The organism is Leisingera sp. S232 (assembly GCF_049800895.1).
GTDB lineage: Bacteria > Pseudomonadota > Alphaproteobacteria > Rhodobacterales > Rhodobacteraceae > Leisingera.
On the sequence record NZ_JBNAFX010000034.1, the window covers coordinates 1 to 23,906 of the forward strand.

The window sequence follows — 23,906 nt, forward strand, 5'->3', positions numbered from 1 at the left end:
TGAGCCAAGAACACTCCCTTATCAAACATCGCTATTTGGACCCATAGGCGCTGACGTCAGACATGGCGCATCAGGTTGCGACAATGGTGCAGCGTGGTTTGCAGCGCGAACGCATTGAAACCAGATAGCTGCTATCAACCCTGGAACTGCTCCCCCGCCCAATCTCTTGCAGCTGCGGCTGCCTTCAGCATCTCAGCAATGACCGGGCGATAGGATTATCAAAGCAGGCGAAACAGCCAGAACTTTGCTGCAGCGCAGATCATCCGCTTCTCGTCGTCCGACCAATTCCGGCGCCTGCGCCGCTTTTCCATGCCCGACCTCGATAATGTCTACTTGTTCGCTAATGGACAAAACCCCTCACTTAAGATCACCGTCAGTGCGGTCAGGCCGGATGGTTGCCTGGAAGCTGAGAAGCTGGTTCTACAGGAAAAGCTCAAGAATCCCGGTCGAACGCGATACAGCTTTCAGCAATTGTTTGGACTCTCCATGAAGTTCCTCTCAAGCCCTTGCAAAGTTTGAAGATTCGGCGGTTTCGAGTTGGGAAAAGTTGTGCTTCGTTTGGTGTTTATAGAGCCTGTTCACTAAAGTCGGGACAACGGCTTTTTGAACACCAAATTTTCAATTCGATTCGATGAGTTAGGAGGTCAGGACATGATGATATTGCAAAATGCTGCATGAGGGGAAAATTGAACACCAGTTGGCGGATTTGGTATTTTATGACCTGACATTTGGGCCTAATCATATCAACTATGGATAGCAGCTCCCGCCTGACAACCAAGATCAGACTGCGCCAGTTGCGTTGTTTTGTTGCGGTGGCCCGCAAGAAAAGCTTTGTGCTGGCGTCGGAAGAATTGGGATTAACCCAACCGGCCGTTAGCCGCAGTATCAAGGAACTGGAGCTTATCCTTGGGGAGCCTCTGTTTGATCGCAGTACACGTGGGGCGACGCTGACGGAAAAGGGGGTGGGTTTTCTGGATGCAGCCGAGGCCGCGATCCTGCAGATCAATCAAGGGCTCCAGTCGTTCTTTGGTGGCGATCAACCGGCGGAACAGGTTCGCATTGGCGCGCTGCCGAATGTCTGTTCGCAGTTTTTGCCCGGCCTTGTGCGAAAGTTCAAAGAAGGTCACCCAACCACAACCGTCACAATCTATCCGGGAGCAAATGCAGGATTGCTTGATGGCCTCAGGCGGGCCGAGACGGATTTCGTCATTGGCCGGCTGTCTTCCAGTGAAGATATGCGCGGGTTGGCCTTTGAGGCTCTGTTTGATGAACCCTTAGTGTTTGTTGTGCGCGATGGTCATCCAGTGATCAAACGCACCCCATCGCTGGATGATCTGCAGCGCTTTCCTTTGATACTGCCGCCAAAGGGCACGATCATTCGGCAGGAGATTGACAGGTATCTTGCTGGCAACGGTCTGACGAAGCCGCAAAACCTTGTCGAGAGCACGTCTTCGGATTTTCAGCGGGCGTATCTGATGGCGACCGATTGCATCGCGGCTATTCCGAAAGGGGTTGTTCAGAGCGATCTCAACCTTGGTTCGCTTGTCGAATTGCCGATTGGCGAAGGGGAGCTCAAAGGGCCGGTCGGGTTGACAACAAATCCGATGCTGACGCCGAATAGTTCTGTTGTTGAGATACTTAGCCAAATTCGGCGGCATCGAGATACCTAAAATGGTATAGTAAAAGCTTGCAATTTCATTTAACATTTCGAAAAAGAAATGAAATGTTCTTGCGAGGGTATATCCAAGGGAGGACATTCACAAATGGGTCACTTCAAGACATTTATCGCTGCTGCTGTCATCGGCGTCGCCGGTGTTTCTGCCAACGCGCAGTCGCTCAGCCTTGAAGGCGGCGGCGCGGCGTCTCTGACGGGCATTGTGCCTCAGACTTATGCGCAATTCGCGGCTGAGGAAGACTTGAATTTACAGGTGGTCCTGGGCCAAACGCTGACGCGTTCCGCGTTGAAGCTGGCTGCGGGGCGGATTGACATGGCGGTCATTCCTCCGGGGGCCTATGGCGCAATGTCGCGCGGGGTTGGTCCCTATGCGCAACAGGGTGATCAGGCCAAGCAAGTTGCGCCAAACATCCGCGCTCTGTTTGGCTTTCCAGCCGGCACGTTCCACGGCATCACCTGGGCTGACAGCGGCATCGAAAACTGGGCGGATGTGGTCGGAAAACGTGTTTACATCGGGCCGCCGGCCGGAGCTGCGAGTGGGCAGATCAAAAAACTGATTGCACTTGGATCAGGCGGTGTGACAGACGCGGATTACGAAGGCATTCGCGCGCCTTGGAGCGCAGCGGCGCAGTCCTTTCAGGATGGCCAGTTTGATGTCTATGTCGCCTCTGCAGCGGTTGGAAGCCAGGTTCTCAACGAGTTGAGCCTCCAGCGCGAGATCCGGATTTTGGGTGTGCCTGAGGATGTCCTGGGTTCCGAAGCCTGGAGCACCTTCCTGGTCGAAGCGGCACAGTTTGAGTCCACTATTCCCGCGGGCACCTATTCAGGTCAGGTCAATGGTGACAGCGCTCTAACATCCGCGGCCTCTGCCATGATGATGTCCGTTCACAAGGACATGTCCGACGATCAGGCCTACGCGCTGACCAAGGCCTATTGGACAAACCTTGATGCGATGATGAATGCAAATGCGCTGATGCGTTCGATCGACCCCGACCTGCCGTTTGCCGGCATGAACGCAAAACTACATCCTGGTGCAATTCGCTATTACCAGGAAGCAGGGGTCGAGGTTCCTCAGGACCTTTTGCCGAACTAAGGCGAACCCATGCAGCGGCGTGATTGAAGCGCCGCTGCAAAACTACGCGCCACGGGAACTGACATCTTAATGGGAGGGCTGGAGCATGTCTGGCAACGCAACAGGTGCGCCACGCATCGCGGGTTTTTCAGTTTTTGCCATCGGCCTGGTCATCGCGTTGATGGGGCTGGCAAATGTTATGCCGACCTACAACGTCCTGCCACGGATCGGGCCTTTCCCGGTTGAGTGGTTCCGGCCTCTGTTTTACTGGCTCGGCATTTTGGTCTTCTTTGCCGGTGACGCCGAGAAAAAGGCGCTTGCGGGGAAACTCAACGCGTTTCACCTGGCTGCCTATGCTGTAGGTTTTGTCGCGATCACCTATGTGTGCTGGGACTATTACAGGATCGGCCAGATCATCGCCAATTCGGTCATGTTCTTTGGTCCGCGTGAGCTTTACCTGTCTCTGGTTGCAGCCGCCATATCGCTTTGGGCCTGTTGGATCCTATGGGGTGCGCCTATCGCCATCATCGGCGCCATCGCACTCCTTTACCTCGGCACGGGCCAGCATTGGCCTGGCGTCCTGGCAACAGCGCCAACCGACGTCTACGACACGATCCCGGCCAATGTCTGGTATGATAGCGCACAGGGCATCCTGGGCTCGATCATGGGCGTGGTGCTGACCACAGTTCTGCCCTTCATCATCCTGGGCGCGATCCTCGAAGGGTGCGGCGCGGGCGGCTCTATGATCCGTATCTCGTTCCATCTGATGAAGAAATTCAAAGGCGGACCGGCCTATGCTGCGATCCTGGCCTCGGCTCTGTTCGGTACGGTTTCGGGATCGGCGGTTGCCAATGTGGTCGGCACGGGCGTGGTGACGATCCCGATGATCCGCAAGCGCGGGTTCAATTCGAATTTCGCAGGCGCGGTTGAGGCCGCAGCCTCGACTGGCGGGCAGATTTTGCCGCCGATCATGGGCGCAGCGGCGCTTGTGATGGCCGATATCGTCGGAGTCAGCTATCTGACGGTGATCCTTGCAGTCATCATTCCGGCGCTGGCCTACTATGCCTCGCTGTTTCTGGCGGTGTATTTCGAAGCGCAGAAACTCGACATTCAGGTCACGGATGAAGACGTGGGCGTGCCGGCCCCGGTCGCACAGGACTGGATCAACATGCTCTTGGTCTTTGGTCCCATCGCAATCATCGTCTATTTGCTGATTGGCGGCCTGTCGGCAGCGGGCGCATCCATCGCGGCGATCCTGCTTCTGGTGCCGATGAGCTTTCTAAATCCCGAAGTGCGCAGGGCGCCCCAAAAGCTGATTGCGGCGCTGGCGGATGGTGGCAAGGTGGTTGGGCAGCTGGCTGTAGCAATCGCGATTGTCGGCATCGTGGTGTCCACGCTGGCCGCGACGGGTGTGCCAACCAAATTCGCCGTCCTTCTGTCGACGGCCTCAAGCAATTCGCTGCTGGTCGCGCTGATGATTGCGGCAATGGGATGTATCGTTCTGGGCATGGGGATGCCGACGCTCCCCGCCTATATCGCGATTATCTCGGTCATGGGTCCGACCTTGCAGGGCTTTGGTATGGATCTTCTGGCCGCGCATATGTTTGTTTTCTTCTTCGGTGTGGCCGCAGGCATCACACCTCCCGTGGCCCTGACGGCCTTTGCCGCAGCTTCGGTGTCCGGCGGGAGGCCGATTGCGACAGCCATCGCCTCGACCCGCATCGGGGCAATGATGTTCCTGATCCCTTTTGCCTGGGCGTTTGATGATGCCTTGCTGCTGGGGATCGGCGAAACGGACTGGACCAAGGTGATCCCGTCGATCCTGTTCCTCCTGGCTGCGCTTTACTTCTGCGCCAGTGCGCTGATCGGTCATGACCGCGGCAAGCTGAGCCTGATCGAACGCCTGTTGAGGTTCGCTGTGATGGTGACGCTGCTGTCGCCGGTTCTTTGGGCTGAGATCGCGGCGCTGGTTGTCGGGATTGCCCTGGTCGCATTCCGCTATATCGGTGGATCAAAGGCAGAAGGGGCAGCGGTATGACCAAACGTCCGAACTTTATCCTGTTCATCACCGATCAGCATCGGGCCGACTACCTGGGCTGCTATGGCCATCCGATTGTGCAGACACCTAATATCGACGGGATGGCAGAACGGGGCGTGTCCTTCGACAAGTTCTATGTCGCAAGCCCCGTCTGCATGCCCAACCGCGCAAGCCTGATGACGTGCCGGATGCCTGCCAACCACGGTGTTCGCATGAACGGTGTGCCGCTTTCCAAGCGCAACGTGACCTTCGTCGAGGTCTTAAAGGAGGCAGGCTACAAGACTGCGCTGATCGGCAAGAGCCACCTGCAGACCTTTACCGGCATGGCGGCAACACAAAAGATTCCAAAAGCGCGCGAGGGGTATTTCCAACCCAACGGTCCCCTCAGCGAGGCCGTTCGCCATGACCTGGCTGAAGCGGTCTATAAGGTGGAAGAACCAGATTTCTGGTCCGGGCCGCAGCCAAAGGTTCCGACACCTTTTTACGGCTTTGACCATGTCGAGCTTGTCACCGGGCATGGCGATCACATTGGCGGCGATTACACGGCCTGGCTGCTGGAGCGCGAACCAGAGGCTGCAAAGCTGATCGGCGCGGAAAACCAACTGTCCCACGATTACAGCTGCCCACAGGCAGTGCGAACGGCGGTTCCGGCCGAATTATACTCGACGACCTATATTGCCGAGCGTGCGGAGGCCTGGCTGGCCGAGCAGGCCGAAGGCGATCAGCCGTTCTTTTTGATGGTCAGCTGGCCGGACCCGCATCATCCGTTCAACCCGCCCGGCAAGTACTGGGATATGTATGATCCGGACGGCATGCCAGTGCCCGAGGCGTTTACACGCAACGACTGGACCCCGCCGCCGCATGTCGGGGGGGTGATCGAGGAGCGAAATGCGGGCAAAGCCGCCCTTCAGGGTATGAACGCAATTGGCTGCTCGGCGCGCGAGGCGCAGGAAGCGCAGGCTTTGACGTGCGGCATGATCACCATGATCGACGATTGCGTCGGGCGGGTGCAGGCGGCGCTAAAGAAAAGCGGTCGTGCGGAAGACACCGTCGAGATTTTCACAACCGACCACGGCGAACATTTGGGCGATCATCAGCTTCTCTTTAAGGGGGCCGAGCAATACGAGCAGATCACCCGTGTCCCGTTCATCTGGGCGGATCCGCAGGCGACAGGCGGTCTGCGCACGGACGCGATTGGCCAGACCCAGGACATCGGCACAACCATTCTTGAGCGTGCGCGCATTGAGGCGCCCTGGGGCATGCAAGGCATTGATCTGATCGACGGCAAGGACCGCAGCGTTGCCTTTATCCAATATGCCCACCAGAAACCGATGGATGGTCTCGCGGTCCGGCCGCACGTACATTCAGTCCGCGATGCGCAGTACCGGATGAGCGTCTTTCAGGGTATGAACTGGGGGGAGCTTTACGACCTTGAGGCCGACCCCGGTGAGTTCGTGAACCTGTGGGACGATGCGGGAATGGCATCCGTCAAGCTGCGGCTTCTGGAGCAGCTAGCCCAGGCCGAGATGGCCCATGTCGACCAGGCGCCCATGCCGACCGGGAGGGCGTAAGATATGAATTGGCTCTCTCATAATGGGGTTGGACTGCACTGGCGCCGGGACGGTGATCCGAATGGGTCGGCGATCCTGTTCCTCAACTCGCTTGGGACGGATCTGCGCATGTGGGATGCCGTGCTGGAAAGCTTGCCGCAGGGGCACAGCCTTCTGCGGTTGGACACCCGTGGACACGGGCTAAGCGACGCACCGGCGGGCGCCTATTCATTGGAAGCTTTGGTCGAGGATGCCGAGGCCGTGCTTGATCAGGCGGGGATCAACGCGGCCATTGTCGTGGGGATCTCTCTTGGTGGGATGATGGCGATGAGCCTTGCGCTGAAAGCCAAAGACCGGGTTCGCGGGCTTGTTTTATCCAATACCGCCCCCCGGATGGGAAGCCGCGAGATGTGGAGCGCAAGGATGGCGACGATCCGTGAGAATGGGTTGGAGGCGATATCGGATCAGATTCTGGATCGCTGGTTTGCCGATCCTGACGTGCGCTGTGCAAACGGGCCATGGCGGTCGATGCTGTGCCGCACGCCAGTAGACGGCTACCTTGGCTGCTGCGGGGCATTGGCCACTGCGGATCTGACGGACCGCGTGGCCGAGATTGCCTGTCCAACTCTGGTGATTGGCGGCAGTCATGATGGCGCAAGCCCACCCGACCTTGTCCGGTCAGGTGCCGAACGGATTGCTCAGGCACGCTATATCGAACTCGATGGCATCGGGCACTTGCCGCCCATCGAAGCACCTCGGCAATTTGCCGACCACGTTACCTCGTTTCTGACGGAGATCGCCGATGACTGAACGCTACAACACCGGAATGAAAACACGTCGCGCGGTTTTGGGTGACGCGCATGTGGACCGGGCCGAGGCGAACAAGACTGAATTTGATCAGCCGTTCCAGACCCTGATTACCGAGGGTGCCTGGGGCACTGTCTGGTCCGATGACACCATCAGCCATAGGGATCGTTCTCTGCTGACGCTGGCGCTGCTGGCGGCCACTGGAAACTTCGAAGAGATCCCGATGCACATCCGTGCCACTGCGAATACCGGAGCTTCAAAAGCAGAGATCCTCCAGGCCTTCCTGCATGTGGCGATTTACGCAGGCGTGCCAAAGGCAAATCACGCGATCAAGCTTGCCAAACAGACCTTTGCCGAGATGGAGGGAACAGCATGAAACCGAATGGGGACTACTATCAACGGGACAGAACTCTGCATCCGCCTGCGCTGACGCCGGGATACAAGACCTCGGTCGCACGGTCGCCGCGATACGCGTTGATCTCGCTCCAGAATTCTGTCGGTGAGATCACCGGGCCGGTTTTCGGTCACAATGACATCGATCCGCTCGACAACGATCTTTTGAACAACTACGCCAGCCCGGGTGAAAACCCCATTGGCGAGCGCATCATTCTTCATGGCCGCGTATTGGATGAAAACGCGCGTCCCGTTCCCGAAACGCTGGTCGAGATCTGGCAGGCCAATGCGGGCGGGCGGTACCGGCACAAGAAAGACACCTATCTGGCACCAATCGACCCCAACTTTGGTGGTTGCGGGCGCACGATCACGGATGAAAACGGGTACTACTACTTTCGCACAGTGAAACCCGGTGCCTACCCATGGCGCAATCATGTGAACAACTGGCGGCCAGCGCATATTCACGTGTCGGTGTTTGGCTCGGCCTTCAACCAGCGTCTGATTTCACAGTGCTATTTCGAAGGTGATCCCCTGATCCCGATTTGCCCGATTGTGCAGACGATCCCGGATCAGGACGCGATCGAGCAATTGACGGCGAAGCTGGATCTGAATGCGACCATCCCGCTGGATACGATTGCCTACAAATTCGACATCGTCTTGCGCGGGCGTCGTTCGACGCTGTTTGAAAACCGCTTGGAGGGGAACTGACCGATGCCACAGGAACTCCAATATCTGAGAGAAACCGCCTCACAGACCGCCGGTCCCTATGTCCATATCGGATTGGCTCCCGGTGCTGCCGGTTTCGATATCTACAAACAGGAACTGGGCCACGACATCGTCGGGCCAAATGCCAAAGGCGAACGCATTCGCGTCGAGGGCCGTGTGATCGACGGCACCGGCAGCCCGGTCAAGGATGTGCTGCTGGAAGTCTGGCAGGCGAATGCGCAGGGCATTTATGCCCACCCGGAAGGCGGCGGCGAAGTCGAGGACGGCTTTCGCGGCTGGGGGCGGGTCATCACCGACTTCGAGACCGGCGAATGGGCGTTCGAAACGGTCAAGCCTGGGCCGACCGGCGGCGGCAATGTCGGTACGCAGGCCCCGCATATCAACCTTTGGCTCGTTGCGCGTGGCATCAATGTCGGCCTGAATACCCGCATGTATTTTAGCGATGAAGAGGCGGCCAACGCGAAGGATCCGGTGCTGAACATGATCGAGTGGGAAGCACGCCGGCCGACGCTGATTGCGACCCGTACGGAACAAGACGGCCTTGCGGTCTATCGGTTCGACATTCGTCTTCAGGGCGAGAATGAAACGGTCTTTTTCGATGTCTGAGCCCTGTATCATCTGCGTCGCAATCACCGGCTCGTTGCCGACCAAGGCAAATAATCCTGCCGTGCCCATCTCGGTCTCTGAACAGATCGAAAGCACGCAGGAGGCATTTGAGGCCGGTGCGTCCATCGTCCACGCCCATGTCCGCAATGAAGACCAGACGCCGTCCTCTGACCCCGAAAAATTCGCACGGCTCAAGGAGGGTTTGGAAAAACACTGTCCCGGGATGATCATCCAGTTCTCGACCGGCGGACGGTCCGGTGCAGGACAGGAACGTGGCGGCATGCTGCCGCTGCGCCCGGACATGGCATCGATATCGGTCGGATCAACCAATTTTCCAACCCGGGTGTACGAGAATTCGCCGGATTTGATTGATTGGTTGGCAAGTGAAATGCGGACCCATGATGTGAAGCCCGAAATCGAGGCTTTCGATCTGTCCCACATTTTCCAGGCAGCGAAGATGCACGCCGCAGGCCAGATTGCAGATACCCCTTATGTGCAGTTTGTCATGGGGGTTAAAAACTCCATGCCTGTCGATCGTCAAGTGTTTGATTTCTATGTTCGAACGGTCAAGCGACTGTTTGGCGAGGACGCGCCATGGTGCGCCGCCGGCATCGGCGCGCAGCAGCTGATGTTGAACGAATGGGCGGTTTCGTCGGGCGGCCATGCTCGCACCGGGCTGGAGGACAACGTCAGGCTCGATCGTGAGACCCTTGCGCCTTCGAATGCTGCGCTGGTCAAGCGAGTGGTCGAGATTTGCGAGAAACACAACCGCCCCGTCGCCGATTACGCGACTGCCCGCAGCATCCTGGGATTGAGAGAGGTGGAATGACGAAAATCTGTTTCAGTGCCCCGACAATGGCCATGCGCCAGCGCGGAAAGGGTTTGCAACCATGACAATCAAATCGATACTTTGTGCGTACAGCGGCGATGAGGCCAAAGGCAGCGGGTTGAGGCATGCCATCCGATTGGCCAAGCATCATAGTGCTCATTTGACCGGTGTTTTGCGACATGGCACGTCTACCCTGGCGAACCGGTACGCAGCGCATGTGCCCAATGCTCTCTTGTCCTACATCAGAGAGACCGACGCCAAGCATATTGGGAACGTGCGGCGGCGCTTTGAAAGCGCCGTCAAGGCCGAAGGCATCCCGGATCGTGCTGAATTCGTGGAATTGGACCCGGCCAAGGACGGCCCGCTTTCCGAATTCGCTCATGGGTTTGACCTGATTGTCGCGGGCGTTCATTCCGAAGCTGCAACCGAAGCACATCTGTCGGCCAATCCGGATATATTGGCCTTGAAGTCGGGCCGTCCGGTCTTGGTTGTCCCGGATGCGTATGATGCGACCGGTCTTGCAGACCGAGCCCTGGTTGCGTGGGATGGCAAGCGTTCTGCGACGCGCGCAATCGGGGATTCAATGTCCATTCTTGCTGAAAAATCTCATGTCACCTTGTTGAGCGTTGGAAACACGCCGCGCGGGACAGATCGCATGGTTGCCAATATGCAAAGGCAAGGCGTCGAGGTGGACGCCCGTACGGTAAAGCGCAGCGGCAGTATTGCAGAAACCATCCTTTCGGCGGCGCAAAGTGACGGCGCAAAGCTCATTGTCACCGGAGCCTTCGAGCATTCGAAGTTTTCGCATGATCTCTTTGGAGGCGTGACCACTGATATCATCGCGGATGCTGCCGTGCCAGTTTTCATGGCGCATTAAGTCATGGTGGGCGTCTCAGGGTTCATGGCAAATCCGATCTTTGGATGCGACGATATCCGTGCGCATTTTGACGACACCGTTATCTGCCGCGCGATGACAGACGTTGAAGTCGCGCTGGTTCAAGCGCAGGCGGATCATGGGCTGGTTCCAGTGGCGTCGGCGGTGGCAATAGCAAGCAGCCTCAAGACCGTTCAGGTTGATCCTGCCGATTTACAGGCAGGCGTCGCAAGCGCGGGTGTTCCGGTGCCTGCCTTGGTCAAGTCATTGCGCGCGCAGCTGAAGGCCGAAGACGCCGACTGGCTGCACTTCGGAGCGACCAGTCAGGATATCGTGGATACAGCCTATTGCTTGTGCTTCAAGGCCAGCCTTTCCCACATCGAAAGCGATTTGGCCCGGCTGCTCGACCTTTTGGAGAAGCTGTCGTCCCGGCACGCAGACACGCTGATGCTGGCCCGGACGCGGGGCCAATTGGCAACCCCGATCACCCTGGGGCTTCGGTTCGGGCAATGGGCGCAGCCTTTGATTGCGCTCGAAGCGGAAGCTGACACCGTCCGTGCCGCTGCCTTGCGCGTGCAATTGGGCGGCGCCTCAGGGAGCCAGAACGCATTTGGCAGCAAGGGGGCGGATGTCTCGAGATCCCTCGCAGCACGGCTTGGATTGGAAGACAGCGCCCCCTGGCACACAGATCGAAGCAGCCTGCGCAGACTGGCCAACTGGCTGTCGCGCATTGTCTCAGCCACGGCGAAGATCGGACGCGATTTTGCCATCGCTTCACGTGGTGAGATTGGAGAGCTCCGGCCTTCGCAAGGCGGCACATCTTCAACTATGCCGCATAAATCCAACCCGGTTTTGGCAGAAGCCCTGCAATCGCTGGTTCCGATGGCAACGGCCTGCGAGGCGTCCCTGACCGCCAGCAGTGTCCATGCCGAGGAACGCGACGGCGCCCATTGGCCGGTGGAATGGGTCATGATGCCCATGCTTTTTGAAACGACAGGAGCAGCTTTGGCGCATGCGCTCAATCTGCTTGATCAGATGGTCGTGAATGCGGATGCAATGAAGTCCAGGATAGATGCCTTGCCCGACGTCAAGGCCGAGGCCATTGTCTTTGCTCTGTCTCAAGCGCTGGGCAGGGTAGAGGCCTCACGCGTTGTGACCGAAGCGCTTCGGACCGGTCGCGGCACGGCTGAGGTTGTAGGCCGGTTTCCAGAGCTTGATCTCACAGCAGCTTGCTCTGATGCGTCGTTTTCCACAGCCGCCGCCGAAACGGCAGCGCGTATCTTTGCCAACAGGGGGCGAGCATAGCGGACAGGCTGTGGCTCCAATTGAAGCGGGAGATCTTACGCTGAAGCAAAAGCGCCGAGAGCCGAGCAGCGCGCAAATATCCAAGGGAGCTGTTTGTGAAAGGAAGGGTCGATGATTTCTCTTGCCATCAATGCGCAGTGGCTCGCGTCGAAAACCCTTCGGCAAATGAAAACGCGCGGCGCCCTGCTTGACGTTCTGCTTTGCTGCCCTGCCGGTCAATGCGCCCTTTCAAGTGACTGCAAAGGGTATTTGCTGGCTGGGGGCGCCTCTAATCCAGAAACAGTCCGAAATGGTCCTGCGCCTCTGAGAGTTTCTGCACGCGCTGGCGTGCTGTGTCTCCCAACGCGCTGCTGACATCCTGAAGCAGTAGGTTTAGCCCCGTTGAAATCCCCTGTGGCATTGCCAGGAAAAAATGTGTTTCAGCCGGGTATCGCAGCACATAGGGTGTTATGCCGGTTGCCCAGTCACAGAACTCATCCGCCAGAATGATCACTTCAATTCCGCGTTCGCGCGCAAGCCTGGCCAGGATCGGACCATGCGCACCATAGCGAAACATATCCATCATGATGAGCGTCACCTGCTCATCGGGTTCCGGCAAAAGCCCGGCGTAGACACCATCAATCCCGTCAACGATATGCACCCTGTCCCGCAGGTACGACAGGCGGCGGCAAAAGCCGTCGGCAAGGTAGTACATTGTCTGAAAGCCAGTCGCATAGACGGCATTTGACCGAGCGACCAGCTCGACGATGTTCTGCCATATCTCGCTCTCACGAAAGGCAAACGCCGCGGCCACTGAGGCCTGGCTCAGTTCCAGATCCCTTTGAGATTGTTCGGACTGGCTGCGGGAGAAACTGGTCTCAAAGCGGCGATCTACCCGGTAATTGTCCGGGCCATAGGTGTCCTGGACAATCCGGTTGCGGGCATCGGCAGAGTCCTCAAAACCCAGTTTTCTGAAAAACCGGGTCAGTGTCATCGGGCTGAGATCCAGCTTCCGCGCAATCTCTGAGTTTTTTTCCACAACCACAGCTTCCGGGCGTGCCAGAAAGTAAGCTGCAATGCGCTTCTCCATGAGGGTAAAGCTTGCCTCAGCCTTTGCGATCGCGTTCGCGAGCAAATCAGTCTGTTGCATCTTCTCTCCCTATTCCGGTCGCGGTGTCCCGCCACTACGCCTAGTGTTTACCGTCTAGCTGCTGCTTCAAGCTACAGTTTTTGCAACGTTAGTAGTGTAACATCGCATTGTGAACTGTTCTATTGATAACATTTAAGGATTGATCTAGCGTGGATGCAGGAGAGGATTCGCGGGTGTTCCGCGATCAAGGCAGCGAGTGTTGGATCATGGGAAATCTTCGCATGGCTGACACTTGAAAACATTTCCAATTGGGAGGAACTGAACGTGAAATTGAGAATCCTGGCAGCCGCAGCTTTGCTCATGAGCACCGCCATTACCGCACAGGCAGAAGCAATCAAACTGGGGTACAATGGCGCACCTGACGCCAAGAAGAACTCGGTGCATTACTTTGCCGAAGCGCTTGAGCGGATTGTCGAGGAAAAGTCCGACATCGAGATCGAGCTGTTCCCGAACTCGCAGCTGGGCAATGAACAAGAGCGTATGGAAAACACTCTGGCAGGCCCGTCCTTGAACGTCGCAAGCTTTGCCGGGCTTTCCCCGGTCGTTCCCGAAAGCTTTGTCTCCAATACTCCTTTCATGTTCGGCACTGCCGAAGAGGCGCGCAGCTTCTTTGATGAAGGCGAATACTGGAAGATGGTCGAAGCCGCATTCAAAGACCGCACAGGCGGTTCGGAGATCCTGGCGGTTGTTGAGGATGGCGGCTTTCTGGCGTTCACGAGCACTGAGCGCGCCATTCATTCGCCGGCTGATTTCGATGGCTTGAAATTCCGCGCGATGGACCCGTCGCAGGTGGCCCTGTACGAAGCCATGGGCGCATCGGGCACGCCGATCCCGTGGACCGAAGTTTACTCAGCGCTTCAAACCGGTGTTGTCGAAGGCCAGATGAACCCGCCGCTTTACATCATCCTCGGCTCGCTCAACGAAGTGCAGAAATACATGACACGGGCAAACGTGCAGTATTCCATGCAGTTTCTGGTCGGCAACGGAGCTTGGCTGAATTCGCTGTCCGATGCTGACCGCAAGGTGCTGGAAGATGCAGTGGTGGAAGCAAACGCGATGACCCGCAAAAAAGTCCAGGAGACAGTCGAAAGCCGTGTTAAGTGGCTGTCGGAAAACGGTATGGAAGTCATCGACCCGACTGCGGAGCAGCTCGCCGAGTTCCAGAAGATCGGTCAGCCGAGCTTTGTTGAATGGCTGGGTACGCAAAGCATTGACCAAAGCTTCATCGAAGCTGCATTCAGTGACCTGGGTAAATCCGACCTGCTGCAATGATCGCAACAGCACAACGCTGGCTGGCACGCCTTACTTTGGGTGTGTCAGCCCTTCTCATTGCATGGGTGGCGTTGTTCATCCTGTACGGGGTAGGGGCGCGGTACTTCTTTGGGTCCTCCCCGATTTGGTTTGATGAGCTGGCGCGCTATGTGATCATCGGCGCCGCCATGATCGGTATCGGTGCCGTTTGGGTTGACGGCGCGCACATGCGGGTCTCGGTCTTGGAGACACGGGTTTCGCCTGGCGTTCGGACGGCCATTATCCTGTACCAATGGCTGCTGACGCTTGCGCTGGCTGGCGCCATGGCCTGGTTTTCCTGGCAATACGTCGGAAAGGTCGGCTTTTTCAAAACGCCAGGGCTGCAGGTGTCCCGTTCGCTGCCGGTTGCACTGCTGCCGGTCGGTTTTGGGCTGCTGTTCCTGATGGTGCTGATGAACGGGCCCAAGGCCTTGCGCCAACCAACAGTGGAGAGTGACGAATGATTGCTGCAATGCTCTTTGTCATGCTGATCAACGTGTTGATCGGCGTGCCGCTGTTTCTCAGCCTGATGGCCACGGCTGTTGTTGGGTTTGCCTTTGTGGGTTTTGACCAGATGGCCAGGATCATGCCGCAACAGGCCTTTGGTGGCATTGACGTTTTCTCACTGATGGCCATTCCGCTGTTCATTCTGGCCGGCAACCTGATGAACAATGGTCAGATGACCCCGCGGCTGCTGGCGCTGGCTGACCGTTTGGTAGGCCACCTGCGCGGCGGACTTGGGCATGTCAATGTGACTGCCAGTGTGTTCTTTGCAGGGATCAACGGCTCAGCTGTGGCGGATACGTCCGCACTGGGCACCTTGCTGGTTCCGGGCATGCGCAAGGCAGGGTTCCCCGGCACTTATGCCGCCGGACTGACAGCCGCCAGTTCGCTGATCGGACCCATTGTACCGCCCTCAATCTTCATGATCCTGTTTGCCAGCCAGACAGGCACCTCTGTCGGCAGCCTGTTTCTTGGCGGCATTTTGCCGGGGCTTGCGCTTGGCGTCGCCTTCATGGCGATGAATGTTGTCTACTCGCGCATTTACAATGTCGAGAAGAACCATCGCCGGGCAAAACTGCGCGAGATCGCCTGTGCTGCCTATTCTGCACTACCAGCATTGATTGCACCGGTTATCATTGTTGCGGGCATTGTCCTTGGCGTTGTCACGCCAACAGAGTCCGGCGCCCTGACCGTGGCCTACGTTCTGGTCTGGGGACTGTGGTCCAGGAATCTGAGCCTGCATGGCGCGTGGCTCTCGCTGAGAGAAACGGCCACTTTGACCTCTGCGGTTTTTGTCATCATTGCGATTTCATCGATCCTGTCCTGGCAGCTTGCCTATGCCAACGCGCCACAAGCCTTTGTGAGCCTGCTGGAACCTTTCGCAAACAGCCCTGCACTGACCCTGATTGCCATTTCCGGGATCACCTTTGTGACCGGCATGTTTATGGAAGAGGTGTCGGCACTGATGCTGCTGACACCCATTGTGTTGCCGGTTGCGCAGGCGGCAGGTGTGGATCCGGTCCACCTGGGGATTGTGGTCACTCTGAACATCACCATCGCATTGATTACCCCGCCCATGGGGGCCTGCATCTTTGTTGCAGCTGCAGTGGGAAAAGTTGATATCGCCCGTCTCTTTGTTGCCATTTGGCCCTTCATCGCAGTTGCCCTTGGGGTGCTGCTCATTGTGATCCTGGTGCCGGAACTGACTGTCTGGCTGCCACAGCAACTGATGTAGAATGACTTTAAGACCTCAACTGGCTCTCGACTGGCAGGCCGCGCAGTCCATTTCAGCCGGAACAAGCACCGAGCAGCTTGTTCCGGCCTCTCCCTGTCCGCATTGGATTACCTGGCCAGTGTATCACCACAACGGTATCCAGACCGCGTTGCCCGAGATCTGGGTGCGCGAAACAGTCTATGACCGGCTGATCCAAGCCGCAAAACATCTGCCGCCCAATTACCGCCTGGTGTTGCTGGATGGCTGGCGCCCCAAATCCGTGCAAAATTGCTTGTTTGAAGGCATGCGCAGCAAGCTGGCCTTGCAGCATCCTGACCTTCCGGCCAGCGAACTTGACCACCGGGTGCTTTTATATGCAGCCCGCCCCAGCGACGACCCCGCGTCTCCCAGTCCGCATATCACCGGTGGCGCCGTGGATGTGACGCTGGCAGATGCCGATGGCCGGTTTCTGGACATGGGCAGCAGTTTTGACGAGGCAAGCGAACGAAGCTGGACCGCTACACCAGTGCCAGACAACCAAGGCGAACGCAGGAAAATCCTCTTGGATGCAATGCTTGAGGCCGGCTTCACCAATCTGCCCAGTGAGTGGTGGCACTTCGACTACGGGAATTGGGTGTGGGCCTGGTACCGTAAGCTGCCATCAGCACTCTACGGGCCTGTTCAGTTGCCATCGATCTGATACACGGTGCTCATGACTTTGGGCTCTCCTTGCTCATGCGCTGCGGCTGCGACCTGAGCCCTCGTTTCCTTCAGTTCAGAGAGCCCTTGGGGGTGGTTTGAAGGCCTGTTCAATCTAATCGGCACGGATCTGATTGATTGCTGTGATCCGCCGCGCCACAAGGTGCGCTGATCCGGGCTCACCCGCCCCTAGGCTGCGCAGGTTGGGGCTGACAAGATGCGCGCTCAGACAGGCTGTCGTCCCGACCCTGCAACATGTCCGCTTTTCAAACACCGGAGTCACCACCATCCGTTTGCCTTTTTGCGCAACACATGCCGACCATCAATATCAACGCCAGTCAGGTGAAACAGGCTAAGCTTAACCTGCTGGTTGAAGCAGCCGGAGCATCCCAATTGCAGAAGTGAATATCTTTCTGTTTGGCTCGCAGAATTTCCTTTGCCGACAGGATCTTCAGTTCTGTTTTGAATGCTGGCGAAGGGGCTGTTCACCTCATTTCAATTGCAGTCGCAACAGTTCACGGAATTTTCTCATTTTGACGTTAGTCTCATTTGCCAACGTCTGGCGCCCCTGGACTAGTTTGTCTGGAGAAAGAGTATGTTAGGTTACCGGGTTACACTTTCGGACGGTTCGCTGGATGAAGGTGATATCCTCTCAACTTCGCAGTGGAGCTTCACCGGCAGCCAGTGGCTTGGTTCTGGAAGCTGGATTTGGACGGGAACCCATGGCGGAACTCCCTACACAGATGAGGTGGAAACGGGCCATTACTACGAGGCAACGGACGGAAATGTCTATTTTGTGCCTGATCTTGGCTTCCCGGATACGGTGACATCTGCCGAGGCGACTTCTCCTCCGGCGTATTCTCCAGGTGTCGTGTCCGGCACCACCGGTGATGACTACATTGACAATACTTACGTTGGCGACCCGGAAGGGGACATAGTTGGAAACACGGACGACTATATCACCGGCGGGGCAGGCAACGACTCGATTTTCGGCCGCTATGGCAGTGATACCATTCACGGCGGCACCGGCGGAGACTACATAAACAGTGGAAATGCAAGTGATACTGTTTATGGCGAAACTGGTGATGATACGATCCACGGTGGCGCTGGCGGGGACTACCTTGATGGCGGCGACGGCCTGGATTATGTGGACTATACGGCTTCGAACGCTGGAGTAAATCTTGATCTCGATGCAAACACTGTGACGGGCGGCCATGCCACCGGTGACACGCTGTGGGGCATGGATGGTTTCTATGGGTCGGCCTACGATGACACTGTGGTCGGGTATGACACTCACAGCACAACGCCAGGCGACAGCTGGACTAATATTTTCTATGGCGGAGGCGGAAACGATTACCTGGATGGCGCCGGCGGCCCGGATGAACTGTATGGTGAAACAGGCGATGACACGCTTATCGGCGGAGACGGCGACGATCTCCTTGATGGCGGCACCGGCGCAGACAGTCTGACCAGTGGCGAAGGCGATGATACGCTGAATGTTGCAGAAGGCGATACCGCTACCGGGGGCGGCGGTGATGATCTTTTTGTGATCCAGGACTACAGCGAGAGTGGCAGTAGCACGATCACGATCACTGGTGGCGGAACGAACCAGACCGCAGGCGACACCTTGGATTTTAACGGCAATTTGCAGCTGGGCAGTGTCACCATAACGTCGACAGATCCGATAACAGGGGGTCAAACCGGCAACGCGCTGCTTCTGGATGGTACGCTTGTCAACTTCAGCGGAATCGAAACTATCATCTGTTTTGCCGCCGGAACGGAAATCCTGACGGAGCAGGGAAGCCGCCCCGTGGAAGACCTTATGATCGATGACCTGGTTGTGACCCGTGATCACGGGCTGCAGCCTTTGCGCTGGATTGGAAAGAGGACGGTAACCGGCAGAGGTTCTCTGGCTCCGATAGCGATTTCAAAAGGTACTCTGGGAAACACCCAACGGCTCCTTGTTTCCCCCCAGCATAAGATGCTGGTCACGGGGTGGCAGGCAGAATACTATTTTGGTCAATCTGAAGTTCTCGTGTCTGCAAGGCACTTGATTGGCAATGCAGGCCTGTCCCGCCACCTCTGTGGTCAGATTACTTACGTCCATCTCATGTTTGATCAGCATGAAATCATCTTTGCCAACGGTGCGGCAACTGAAAGCTTCTTTCCCGGAGACACTGCTCTGAAAGCACTGGATGACGCATCCCGCGAGGAGATGTTTGCAGTGTTCCCGGAGTTGCGTAGCAACATTTGCGGATTTTCGAAAACTGCACGTAGATGTCTGCGTCACGTTGAAGCCAAGGCGATCAGTTTGCAGGGCTGAAGGCACGGGAGAAACCGATGAGGCGGACGCCTCTCATGACCTCGCGATGTGCCAAAGCAGCAGTGCTGAAAGTTTCTGGAGTTGTTTTCCAAGCTGCAGCCCCGGTTGCCGCAATGGTGACCTGCGTCGGCTCTCGACATTGGGGACGGCATAAGGGGGGAATATGTTTCGGCTGATACCGGCAAACTGCGCGAAGCCTTTGGTGAACGCCAAAGGCCAAGAGAGGATCAGACCCTGAGCAGAGCGTACTGCGAACTGCGGACTTTGCGGGGCAGGTCAGAAAACCTGCGGCCTCACCAATAAAACAGACCTGCAGATTATTTTGATATTGACGGCCAGTGCACATGGAAGCTGACGGCTGTGCATTCCTTGGCCTGATTTGCTCCAGTAAAGAGCAGTCCCTGCAATGAAAAGCACCAAGATGTTGATCAATTCATTTGGGCCAAGGAACATTGCCTGCGAAGCTAGAGGTCAATGTGTGTTGGGAAGCTCCATCCGCAGAATGAACTGCGGGCCGGCAAGACCGTGCGGGTGAATGCCGCTGGTGTCTTGAAACCCGTGCTTGCGGTAGCAACGGGCTGCAACAGTGTTTTGCATGTTGACCGTCAGCAGTACAGCGGTGCGGTCCGGGTAAGTCCCGGTCAGATAGGTTCGCAGCACTCCTATTGCCGCGGTGGCGTAACCGTTGCCCTGTGCACGGCGGTCTATCATGAAGGCCCGCAGGCCCAGCTCGCTGGGTGCGGCAAAGGCATAGGTTTCGTGATACAGCCGGTCGATCTTGAAGAACCCCACCGGGCGCGGGCCGTCAAGGATGGCGTGAAAATCCACGCCGTCCTCGTTCTCTTCAAAGGCTTGCGCCACGGTGCCGGAAAAGCGGATCTGATCCGATTCCACCTGAATATGGGAAACCAGATCAAATTCGCTGCGGGCCACCGGACGCAGGCTGATTGGCATCAGTCCTCCATTGCTTCCAGCTCATCGATAAAGCCGGAAATCATCGAAAGGCCCTTGTCCCAGAATTTGGGGTCGGTGGCGTCCAGTCCGAAGGGCGCCAGCAGTTCCTTGTGGTGCTTGGAGCCACCAGCCTTGAGCATTTCGAAATACTTGTCTTCGAACCCTTCGCCGCCTTCGGCATAGACCGAGTAAAGTGCGTTAACGAGACCATCGCCAAAAGCATAGGCGTAGACGTAAAAGGGCGAATGCACGAAGTGGGGGATATAGGCCCAGAAGGTTTCATAACCTTCCATGTATTCAAAGGCTTCACCCAGGGATTCGGCTTGTACTGACATCCAGATGGCGTTGATGTCATCCGGCGTCAGCTCGCCTTCGGCACGGGCGGCGTGCAGTTTGCATTCAAAGTCGTAAAAGGCGATCTGGCGGACCACCGTGTTGATCATGTCCTCGACCTTGCCGGCCAGCAGCACCTTGCGCTGCTCCTTGGTTTCAGCAGTGTCGAGCATCTTGCGGAAGGTCAGCATCTCGCCGAACACAGACGCGGTTTCCGCCAGTGTCAGCGGGGTGGAGGACAGCATCTCGCCCTGTTCGGCTGCCAGCACCTGATGCACCCCATGTCCCAGTTCATGCGCCAGCGTCATCACGTCGCGCGGCTTGCCCAGGTAGTTGAGCATCACATAGGGGTGCACGTTGGTAACGGTTGGGTGAGCAAAGGCACCGGGGGCTTTGCCGGGCTTCACGCCTGCGTCGATCCAGCCGTCGGAGAAGAAAGGCGCGGCGATCTCGCCCATACGGGGATCAAAGGCGTTATAGGCATCCATCACCGTCTTTTCGGCGTCCTCCCAGCTGACAACAGAGGTGTCTTCCAGCGGCAGCGGCGCGTTGCGGTCCCAGACCTGCATCACGTCAAGCCCCAGCCATTTACGCTTCAACTCGTAATAGCGGTGCGACAGCTTGGGGTAGGCGGCAACCACCGCCTCGCGCAGCGCCTCTACCACCTCAGGTTCGACGTCGTTTGACAGATGGCGGCCAGTCTGCGGGCTGGGCATACCGCGCCAGCGGTCAATGATTTCCTTCTCCTTTGCCTGCGTGTTGTGAACGCGGGCAAAGGTCTTGATGTTCTCGGAGAAAACGCGCGCCAGCTCGCGGGCAGCCGCTTCACGTTTGGACCGGTCCGGGTCAGTCAGCAGGTTGAGGGTGCCTTCGATGTTCAGCTCACTGTCGTCGACGGTGAATTGCAAGCCGGCAATGGTTTCATCAAACAGCTTTTCCCAGGCATCGCCGACGATACCGAGGTCATGCATGAATTTTTCGAGCTCATCAGACAGTTGATAAGGCTTCATTGCGCGGATGCGGCGGAAGACGCTGTCATATCGCGCCAGTTCCGCGTTGGCAGCCAGATGCGCGTCCATCGCGCTGTCTTCGATTCGGTTCAGCTCCAGTGTGAAGAACACCAGCGGGGTGGTGGCCACTGTGACCTTTTCCTGGCAATTGGACAGGAAGGCAGCACGGTCCGCGTCAGTGGTCAGCTGGTAATAGCGCAGGCCCGCAAAGGACATGATGCGACCGGCGATATTGTTGATCTTTTCGTTGCGCTGGACGCAGTTCAGCAGACCATTCGCATCCAGATCGGCCAGCTTGCCTTCATAATCGGCGGCAAAGGCGGCACATTCCTCTTGCAGCCAGTCCTGATCGCGGGCCAGTTCGGGGGCGTCGTCAGACGCATAGAGATCGCTGAGATCCCATTCCGGCAGATTGCCAAGACCGCCGGAACCGGCAGTGGCGTTTGCGTCGCGGACGGGGAAGGGAAGCTGGAACATTGGGGCTCCTGTCATGAGAAATGCTTTGATCCAACATCTAAGCGGCAGCCCGCGGGATCACAAGCCAACCGGGGGAAGGTCGTCGGCAGTTTCTCAAATGAGCGTGAGAGAGACGTAAAGATACCGGGCGCCTGGCACGCAACAGAGGGTCTTATCCGGGGTGCTGATCAAACAGCTGGCACATGCGGGAAAACACCTGGGTGCGGATTTCCGGGGCTTCCATCATCACTTCGTGCTGGCCCCCCTTGATCAGCTCCAGCTCGCTGCCCGGCCAGCGGTCCATTCGGGTGTGAACAGCATCAACGTCGATGATCTGCTCGTCTGTGCCCAGGAATGTGACGCAGGGCAGAGCGGGCGAGCGCATCGTTTCCAGATCGGCACATTCCTGAAGGCTGACCCGCAGCCATTGGATGGTGGGCCCACCAAGTGCAAGATCGGGCTGGGCTGCCAGCTGAGCGTGCATCAGTTTGTACATCCCAGGGTCGGTGGTCAGCGTGTTGCCTTCAAACGGGGTGGTTTGAACGTATTGTTCCAGCGTGGTGGTCGGCAGCAGCCTGTCATCCAGTCGCAGATAGGGGGCAATGCTGCCAAGGAATGTGGCAAGCGGGCGCAGCAAGGCCGGGATCTGGATGCCCCACATCGGGCCAGTGAAACAGCAGGCATTTACATCCAGCCCCTGCATCAAGGCGCGCAAGCCGATGGCGCCGCCCATGGAATGGCCGACCAGGAACCAGGGCCGGGGCAGATCGAGCTGTTTTGCCAGACGGACGACAGCGTCAACATCCTTCTGGAAATCTGTGAACTTTTCAACGTGGCCCAATCGGCGCTCTGCCAGCATCCGATCGGCCAGTCCCTGGCCGCGCCAGTCTACGGTCACAGTGGCAAAGCCCCGGTCAGCAAACTCGGCCGCGGCTGGCCCGTATTTTTCGATGTATTCTGTGCGTCCAGGAAACAGAAGAACTGTTCCCTTGGCTTTTCCCTTTGGACGCCAGTGGCCTGCACGGATGCGCAGGCCGTCGGACGTGTGCACCCAGTGAGCTGCACCGTTGGCCGGCCCTTGCGCGATATCCGCAAACAGGGGGGCGGGCTGCAGTTCCACCGGAGCGCCGTCCATCAGGCTAGCGCTGAAGCGAGCTGCATCGCCGAGCCCATATCGCCGTCGATGGTCAGCTTGCCGGACATGAAGGCTGCGGTCGGGTTCAGTTCGCCCGCCAGAATCGACTGAAACGTATCCGCATCTGCGGACATGGTGACATCAGCCTCTTCGTCGGCAATACGGGCACCGGAACTGTCCAGCATGATGGCGCCCAGGCCTTCGATCTGGAATTTGGCAGTTGCGGCGAAGTCACCGGCATCCAGTTTGCCGTTCAGGGCTTCTGCCGCCTGTTCAAGGGTTACGCTCATCTTGATCCTCAATCTGTTTCGCGCGTCTTTAGCACAAACCTGTGAAGCTATGGCAGCTATTACTGGTAAATGCGGCGCGCAGGTTTAAACTGGGGGTATCATGGTTGCAAAATTTCCAAAGCTCAAAGCTATCGTGGCGGCAACGGCTGTTATTGCCACAGTTTCTTTGCCTGGCAGCGGTGCTGCGCAGGCGCTGTCTGCTGATGTGCTGCTGCGGGACCTGGCTCAGTCTGATGCGTCCGGGGCCGCGGCAATTGACCGCGAGCTGCAGGCGCTGTGGGCCAGGAGCGGTTCTGCGTCGATGGACCTGCTGCTGCGACGGGGGCGGGACGCGGTGGAACGGGGCGACCTGCAGGAGGCGGTTGAGCATCTGACCGCACTGACAGATCATGCGCCTGGTTTTGCCCGGGGCTGGTACGAACGTGCGCGGGTCTATTTTGAAATCGGGCTTTTCGGCCCGTCGGTTGCGGATCTGGAGCGGTCTCTGGCGCTGAACCCGCAGGATTACAATGCCATCTACGCGCTGGGCGTGGTGTTTGAGCAGTTCCGCCAGCCAGAACGCGCCTTTGAGGTCTACCAGCGCGCCAAGGCTATACATCCGCATCATGAAGAAGTAAGCAGCGCCCTCGAACGTCTGAGGTCCTCTGTCGAGGGCAGGGAACTGTAAACCCCTCTTTTGGGGGCGGGGGCTGAAG

At 57.7% G+C, this 23,906-nt stretch carries 22 protein-coding genes; 17 read left to right on the forward strand and 5 right to left on the reverse strand.

The features are described 5' to 3' along the window. Positions 1-749: 749 nt before the first annotated feature. The 11 genes from ACP151_RS17185 to ACP151_RS17235 all read left to right on the forward strand — a co-directional run bounded on the left by ACP151_RS17185 (position 750) and on the right by ACP151_RS17235 (position 11,875). Positions 750-1,670 (forward strand): LysR substrate-binding domain-containing protein, encoded by a 921-nt coding sequence (locus ACP151_RS17185; RefSeq protein ID WP_424980127.1) that lies wholly within the window; start codon positions 750-752, stop codon positions 1,668-1,670. 93 nt (positions 1,671-1,763) lie between these two features. Next, positions 1,764-2,768, forward strand: coding sequence for a TAXI family TRAP transporter solute-binding subunit (locus ACP151_RS17190; RefSeq protein WP_424980128.1), 1,005 nt, complete (start codon positions 1,764-1,766; stop codon positions 2,766-2,768). Between the two features lie 85 nt (positions 2,769-2,853). Then, positions 2,854-4,785, forward strand: coding sequence for a TRAP transporter permease (locus ACP151_RS17195; protein ID WP_424980129.1), 1,932 nt, complete (start codon positions 2,854-2,856; stop codon positions 4,783-4,785). Beyond that, positions 4,782-6,356: a sulfatase family protein gene (locus ACP151_RS17200; RefSeq protein ID WP_424980130.1), complete on the forward strand. Its 1,575-nt coding sequence runs from the start codon at positions 4,782-4,784 to the stop codon at positions 6,354-6,356. The genes ACP151_RS17195 and ACP151_RS17200 overlap by 4 nt, the downstream gene beginning before the upstream one ends. 3 nt (positions 6,357-6,359) lie before the next feature. Continuing rightward, a complete protein-coding gene (pcaD, locus tag ACP151_RS17205; protein WP_424980131.1) occupies positions 6,360-7,145 on the forward strand; it encodes a 3-oxoadipate enol-lactonase in 786 nt (261 codons plus the stop codon). Beyond that, positions 7,138-7,518: a 4-carboxymuconolactone decarboxylase gene (gene pcaC, locus ACP151_RS17210; protein ID WP_424980132.1), complete on the forward strand. Its 381-nt coding sequence runs from the start codon at positions 7,138-7,140 to the stop codon at positions 7,516-7,518. Before pcaD ends, pcaC begins: the two co-directional genes overlap by 8 nt. Continuing rightward, complete coding sequence (gene pcaH, locus ACP151_RS17215; protein WP_424980133.1) at positions 7,515-8,243, forward strand: protocatechuate 3,4-dioxygenase subunit beta; 729 nt, start codon at positions 7,515-7,517, stop codon at positions 8,241-8,243. Before pcaC ends, pcaH begins: the two co-directional genes overlap by 4 nt. 3 nt (positions 8,244-8,246) lie before the next feature. Beyond that, positions 8,247-8,867 carry a protocatechuate 3,4-dioxygenase subunit alpha gene (gene pcaG, locus ACP151_RS17220; protein ID WP_424980134.1) on the forward strand — a complete coding sequence of 207 codons (621 nt, stop codon included), beginning with the start codon at positions 8,247-8,249 and terminating at the stop codon, positions 8,865-8,867. Beyond that, the gene (locus ACP151_RS17225) at positions 8,860-9,696 is read left to right on the forward strand and encodes a 3-keto-5-aminohexanoate cleavage protein (protein ID WP_424980135.1); all 837 of its coding nucleotides are present in this window, start codon (positions 8,860-8,862) and stop codon (positions 9,694-9,696) included. The genes pcaG and ACP151_RS17225 overlap by 8 nt, the downstream gene beginning before the upstream one ends. Positions 9,697-9,757: 61 nt before the next feature. Then, positions 9,758-10,573 carry a universal stress protein gene (locus ACP151_RS17230; protein ID WP_424980136.1) on the forward strand — a complete coding sequence of 272 codons (816 nt, stop codon included), beginning with the start codon at positions 9,758-9,760 and terminating at the stop codon, positions 10,571-10,573. A gap of 24 nt (positions 10,574-10,597) precedes the next feature. Further along, the gene (locus tag ACP151_RS17235; protein WP_424980137.1) at positions 10,598-11,875 is read left to right on the forward strand and encodes a lyase family protein; all 1,278 of its coding nucleotides are present in this window, start codon (positions 10,598-10,600) and stop codon (positions 11,873-11,875) included. Positions 11,876-12,143: 268 nt separating this feature from the next. Here ACP151_RS17235 and ACP151_RS17240 read toward each other — a convergent pair whose 3' ends face one another. Then, positions 12,144-13,004: a MurR/RpiR family transcriptional regulator gene (locus ACP151_RS17240; RefSeq protein ID WP_424980138.1), complete on the reverse strand. Its 861-nt coding sequence runs from the start codon at positions 13,002-13,004 to the stop codon at positions 12,144-12,146. A gap of 300 nt (positions 13,005-13,304) precedes the next feature. Here ACP151_RS17240 and dctP point away from each other — a divergent pair, with 300 nt between their 5' ends. The 5 genes from dctP (at position 13,305) to ACP151_RS17265 (ending at position 19,033) form a co-directional block, all read left to right on the forward strand. Continuing rightward, positions 13,305-14,276, forward strand: a complete 972-nt coding sequence (gene dctP / locus ACP151_RS17245) for a TRAP transporter substrate-binding protein DctP (RefSeq protein WP_424980139.1) — start codon at positions 13,305-13,307, stop codon at positions 14,274-14,276. Further along, the gene (locus tag ACP151_RS17250) at positions 14,273-14,758 is read left to right on the forward strand and encodes a TRAP transporter small permease (RefSeq protein WP_424980140.1); all 486 of its coding nucleotides are present in this window, start codon (positions 14,273-14,275) and stop codon (positions 14,756-14,758) included. Before dctP ends, ACP151_RS17250 begins: the two co-directional genes overlap by 4 nt. Beyond that, positions 14,755-16,032, forward strand: coding sequence for a TRAP transporter large permease (locus tag ACP151_RS17255; protein ID WP_424980141.1), 1,278 nt, complete (start codon positions 14,755-14,757; stop codon positions 16,030-16,032). The genes ACP151_RS17250 and ACP151_RS17255 overlap by 4 nt, the downstream gene beginning before the upstream one ends. 1 nt (position 16,033) lies before the next feature. Continuing rightward, the gene (locus ACP151_RS17260) at positions 16,034-16,711 is read left to right on the forward strand and encodes a M15 family metallopeptidase (RefSeq protein ID WP_424980142.1); all 678 of its coding nucleotides are present in this window, start codon (positions 16,034-16,036) and stop codon (positions 16,709-16,711) included. Positions 16,712-17,305: 594 nt separating this feature from the next. Further along, the gene (locus tag ACP151_RS17265; protein WP_424980143.1) at positions 17,306-19,033 is read left to right on the forward strand and encodes a Hint domain-containing protein; all 1,728 of its coding nucleotides are present in this window, start codon (positions 17,306-17,308) and stop codon (positions 19,031-19,033) included. Positions 19,034-19,504: 471 nt separating this feature from the next. Here the strand turns inward: ACP151_RS17265 and ACP151_RS17270 are convergent, their stop codons facing one another. From ACP151_RS17270 to ACP151_RS17285, 4 genes are all read right to left on the reverse strand, one after another. Continuing rightward, entirely contained in the window at positions 19,505-19,987 is a 483-nt protein-coding gene (locus ACP151_RS17270; RefSeq protein WP_424980144.1) for a GNAT family N-acetyltransferase, read from the reverse strand. Further along, positions 19,987-21,807 (reverse strand): M3 family oligoendopeptidase, encoded by a 1,821-nt coding sequence (locus ACP151_RS17275; RefSeq protein WP_424980145.1) that lies wholly within the window; start codon positions 21,805-21,807, stop codon positions 19,987-19,989. The genes ACP151_RS17270 and ACP151_RS17275 overlap by 1 nt, the downstream gene beginning before the upstream one ends. Before the next feature lie 151 nt (positions 21,808-21,958). Further along, positions 21,959-22,921, reverse strand: coding sequence for an alpha/beta hydrolase (locus ACP151_RS17280; protein WP_424980146.1), 963 nt, complete (start codon positions 22,919-22,921; stop codon positions 21,959-21,961). Beyond that, a complete protein-coding gene (locus tag ACP151_RS17285; protein ID WP_424980147.1) occupies positions 22,921-23,211 on the reverse strand; it encodes an SCP2 sterol-binding domain-containing protein in 291 nt (96 codons plus the stop codon). Before ACP151_RS17285 ends, ACP151_RS17280 begins: the two co-directional genes overlap by 1 nt. Positions 23,212-23,311: 100 nt before the next feature. Here ACP151_RS17285 and ACP151_RS17290 point away from each other — a divergent pair, with 100 nt between their 5' ends. After that, on the forward strand, positions 23,312-23,878 hold the full coding sequence (locus ACP151_RS17290) for a tetratricopeptide repeat protein (protein WP_424980148.1): 567 nt from the start codon (positions 23,312-23,314) through the stop codon (positions 23,876-23,878). The last annotated feature ends 28 nt before the right edge of the window (positions 23,879-23,906 follow it).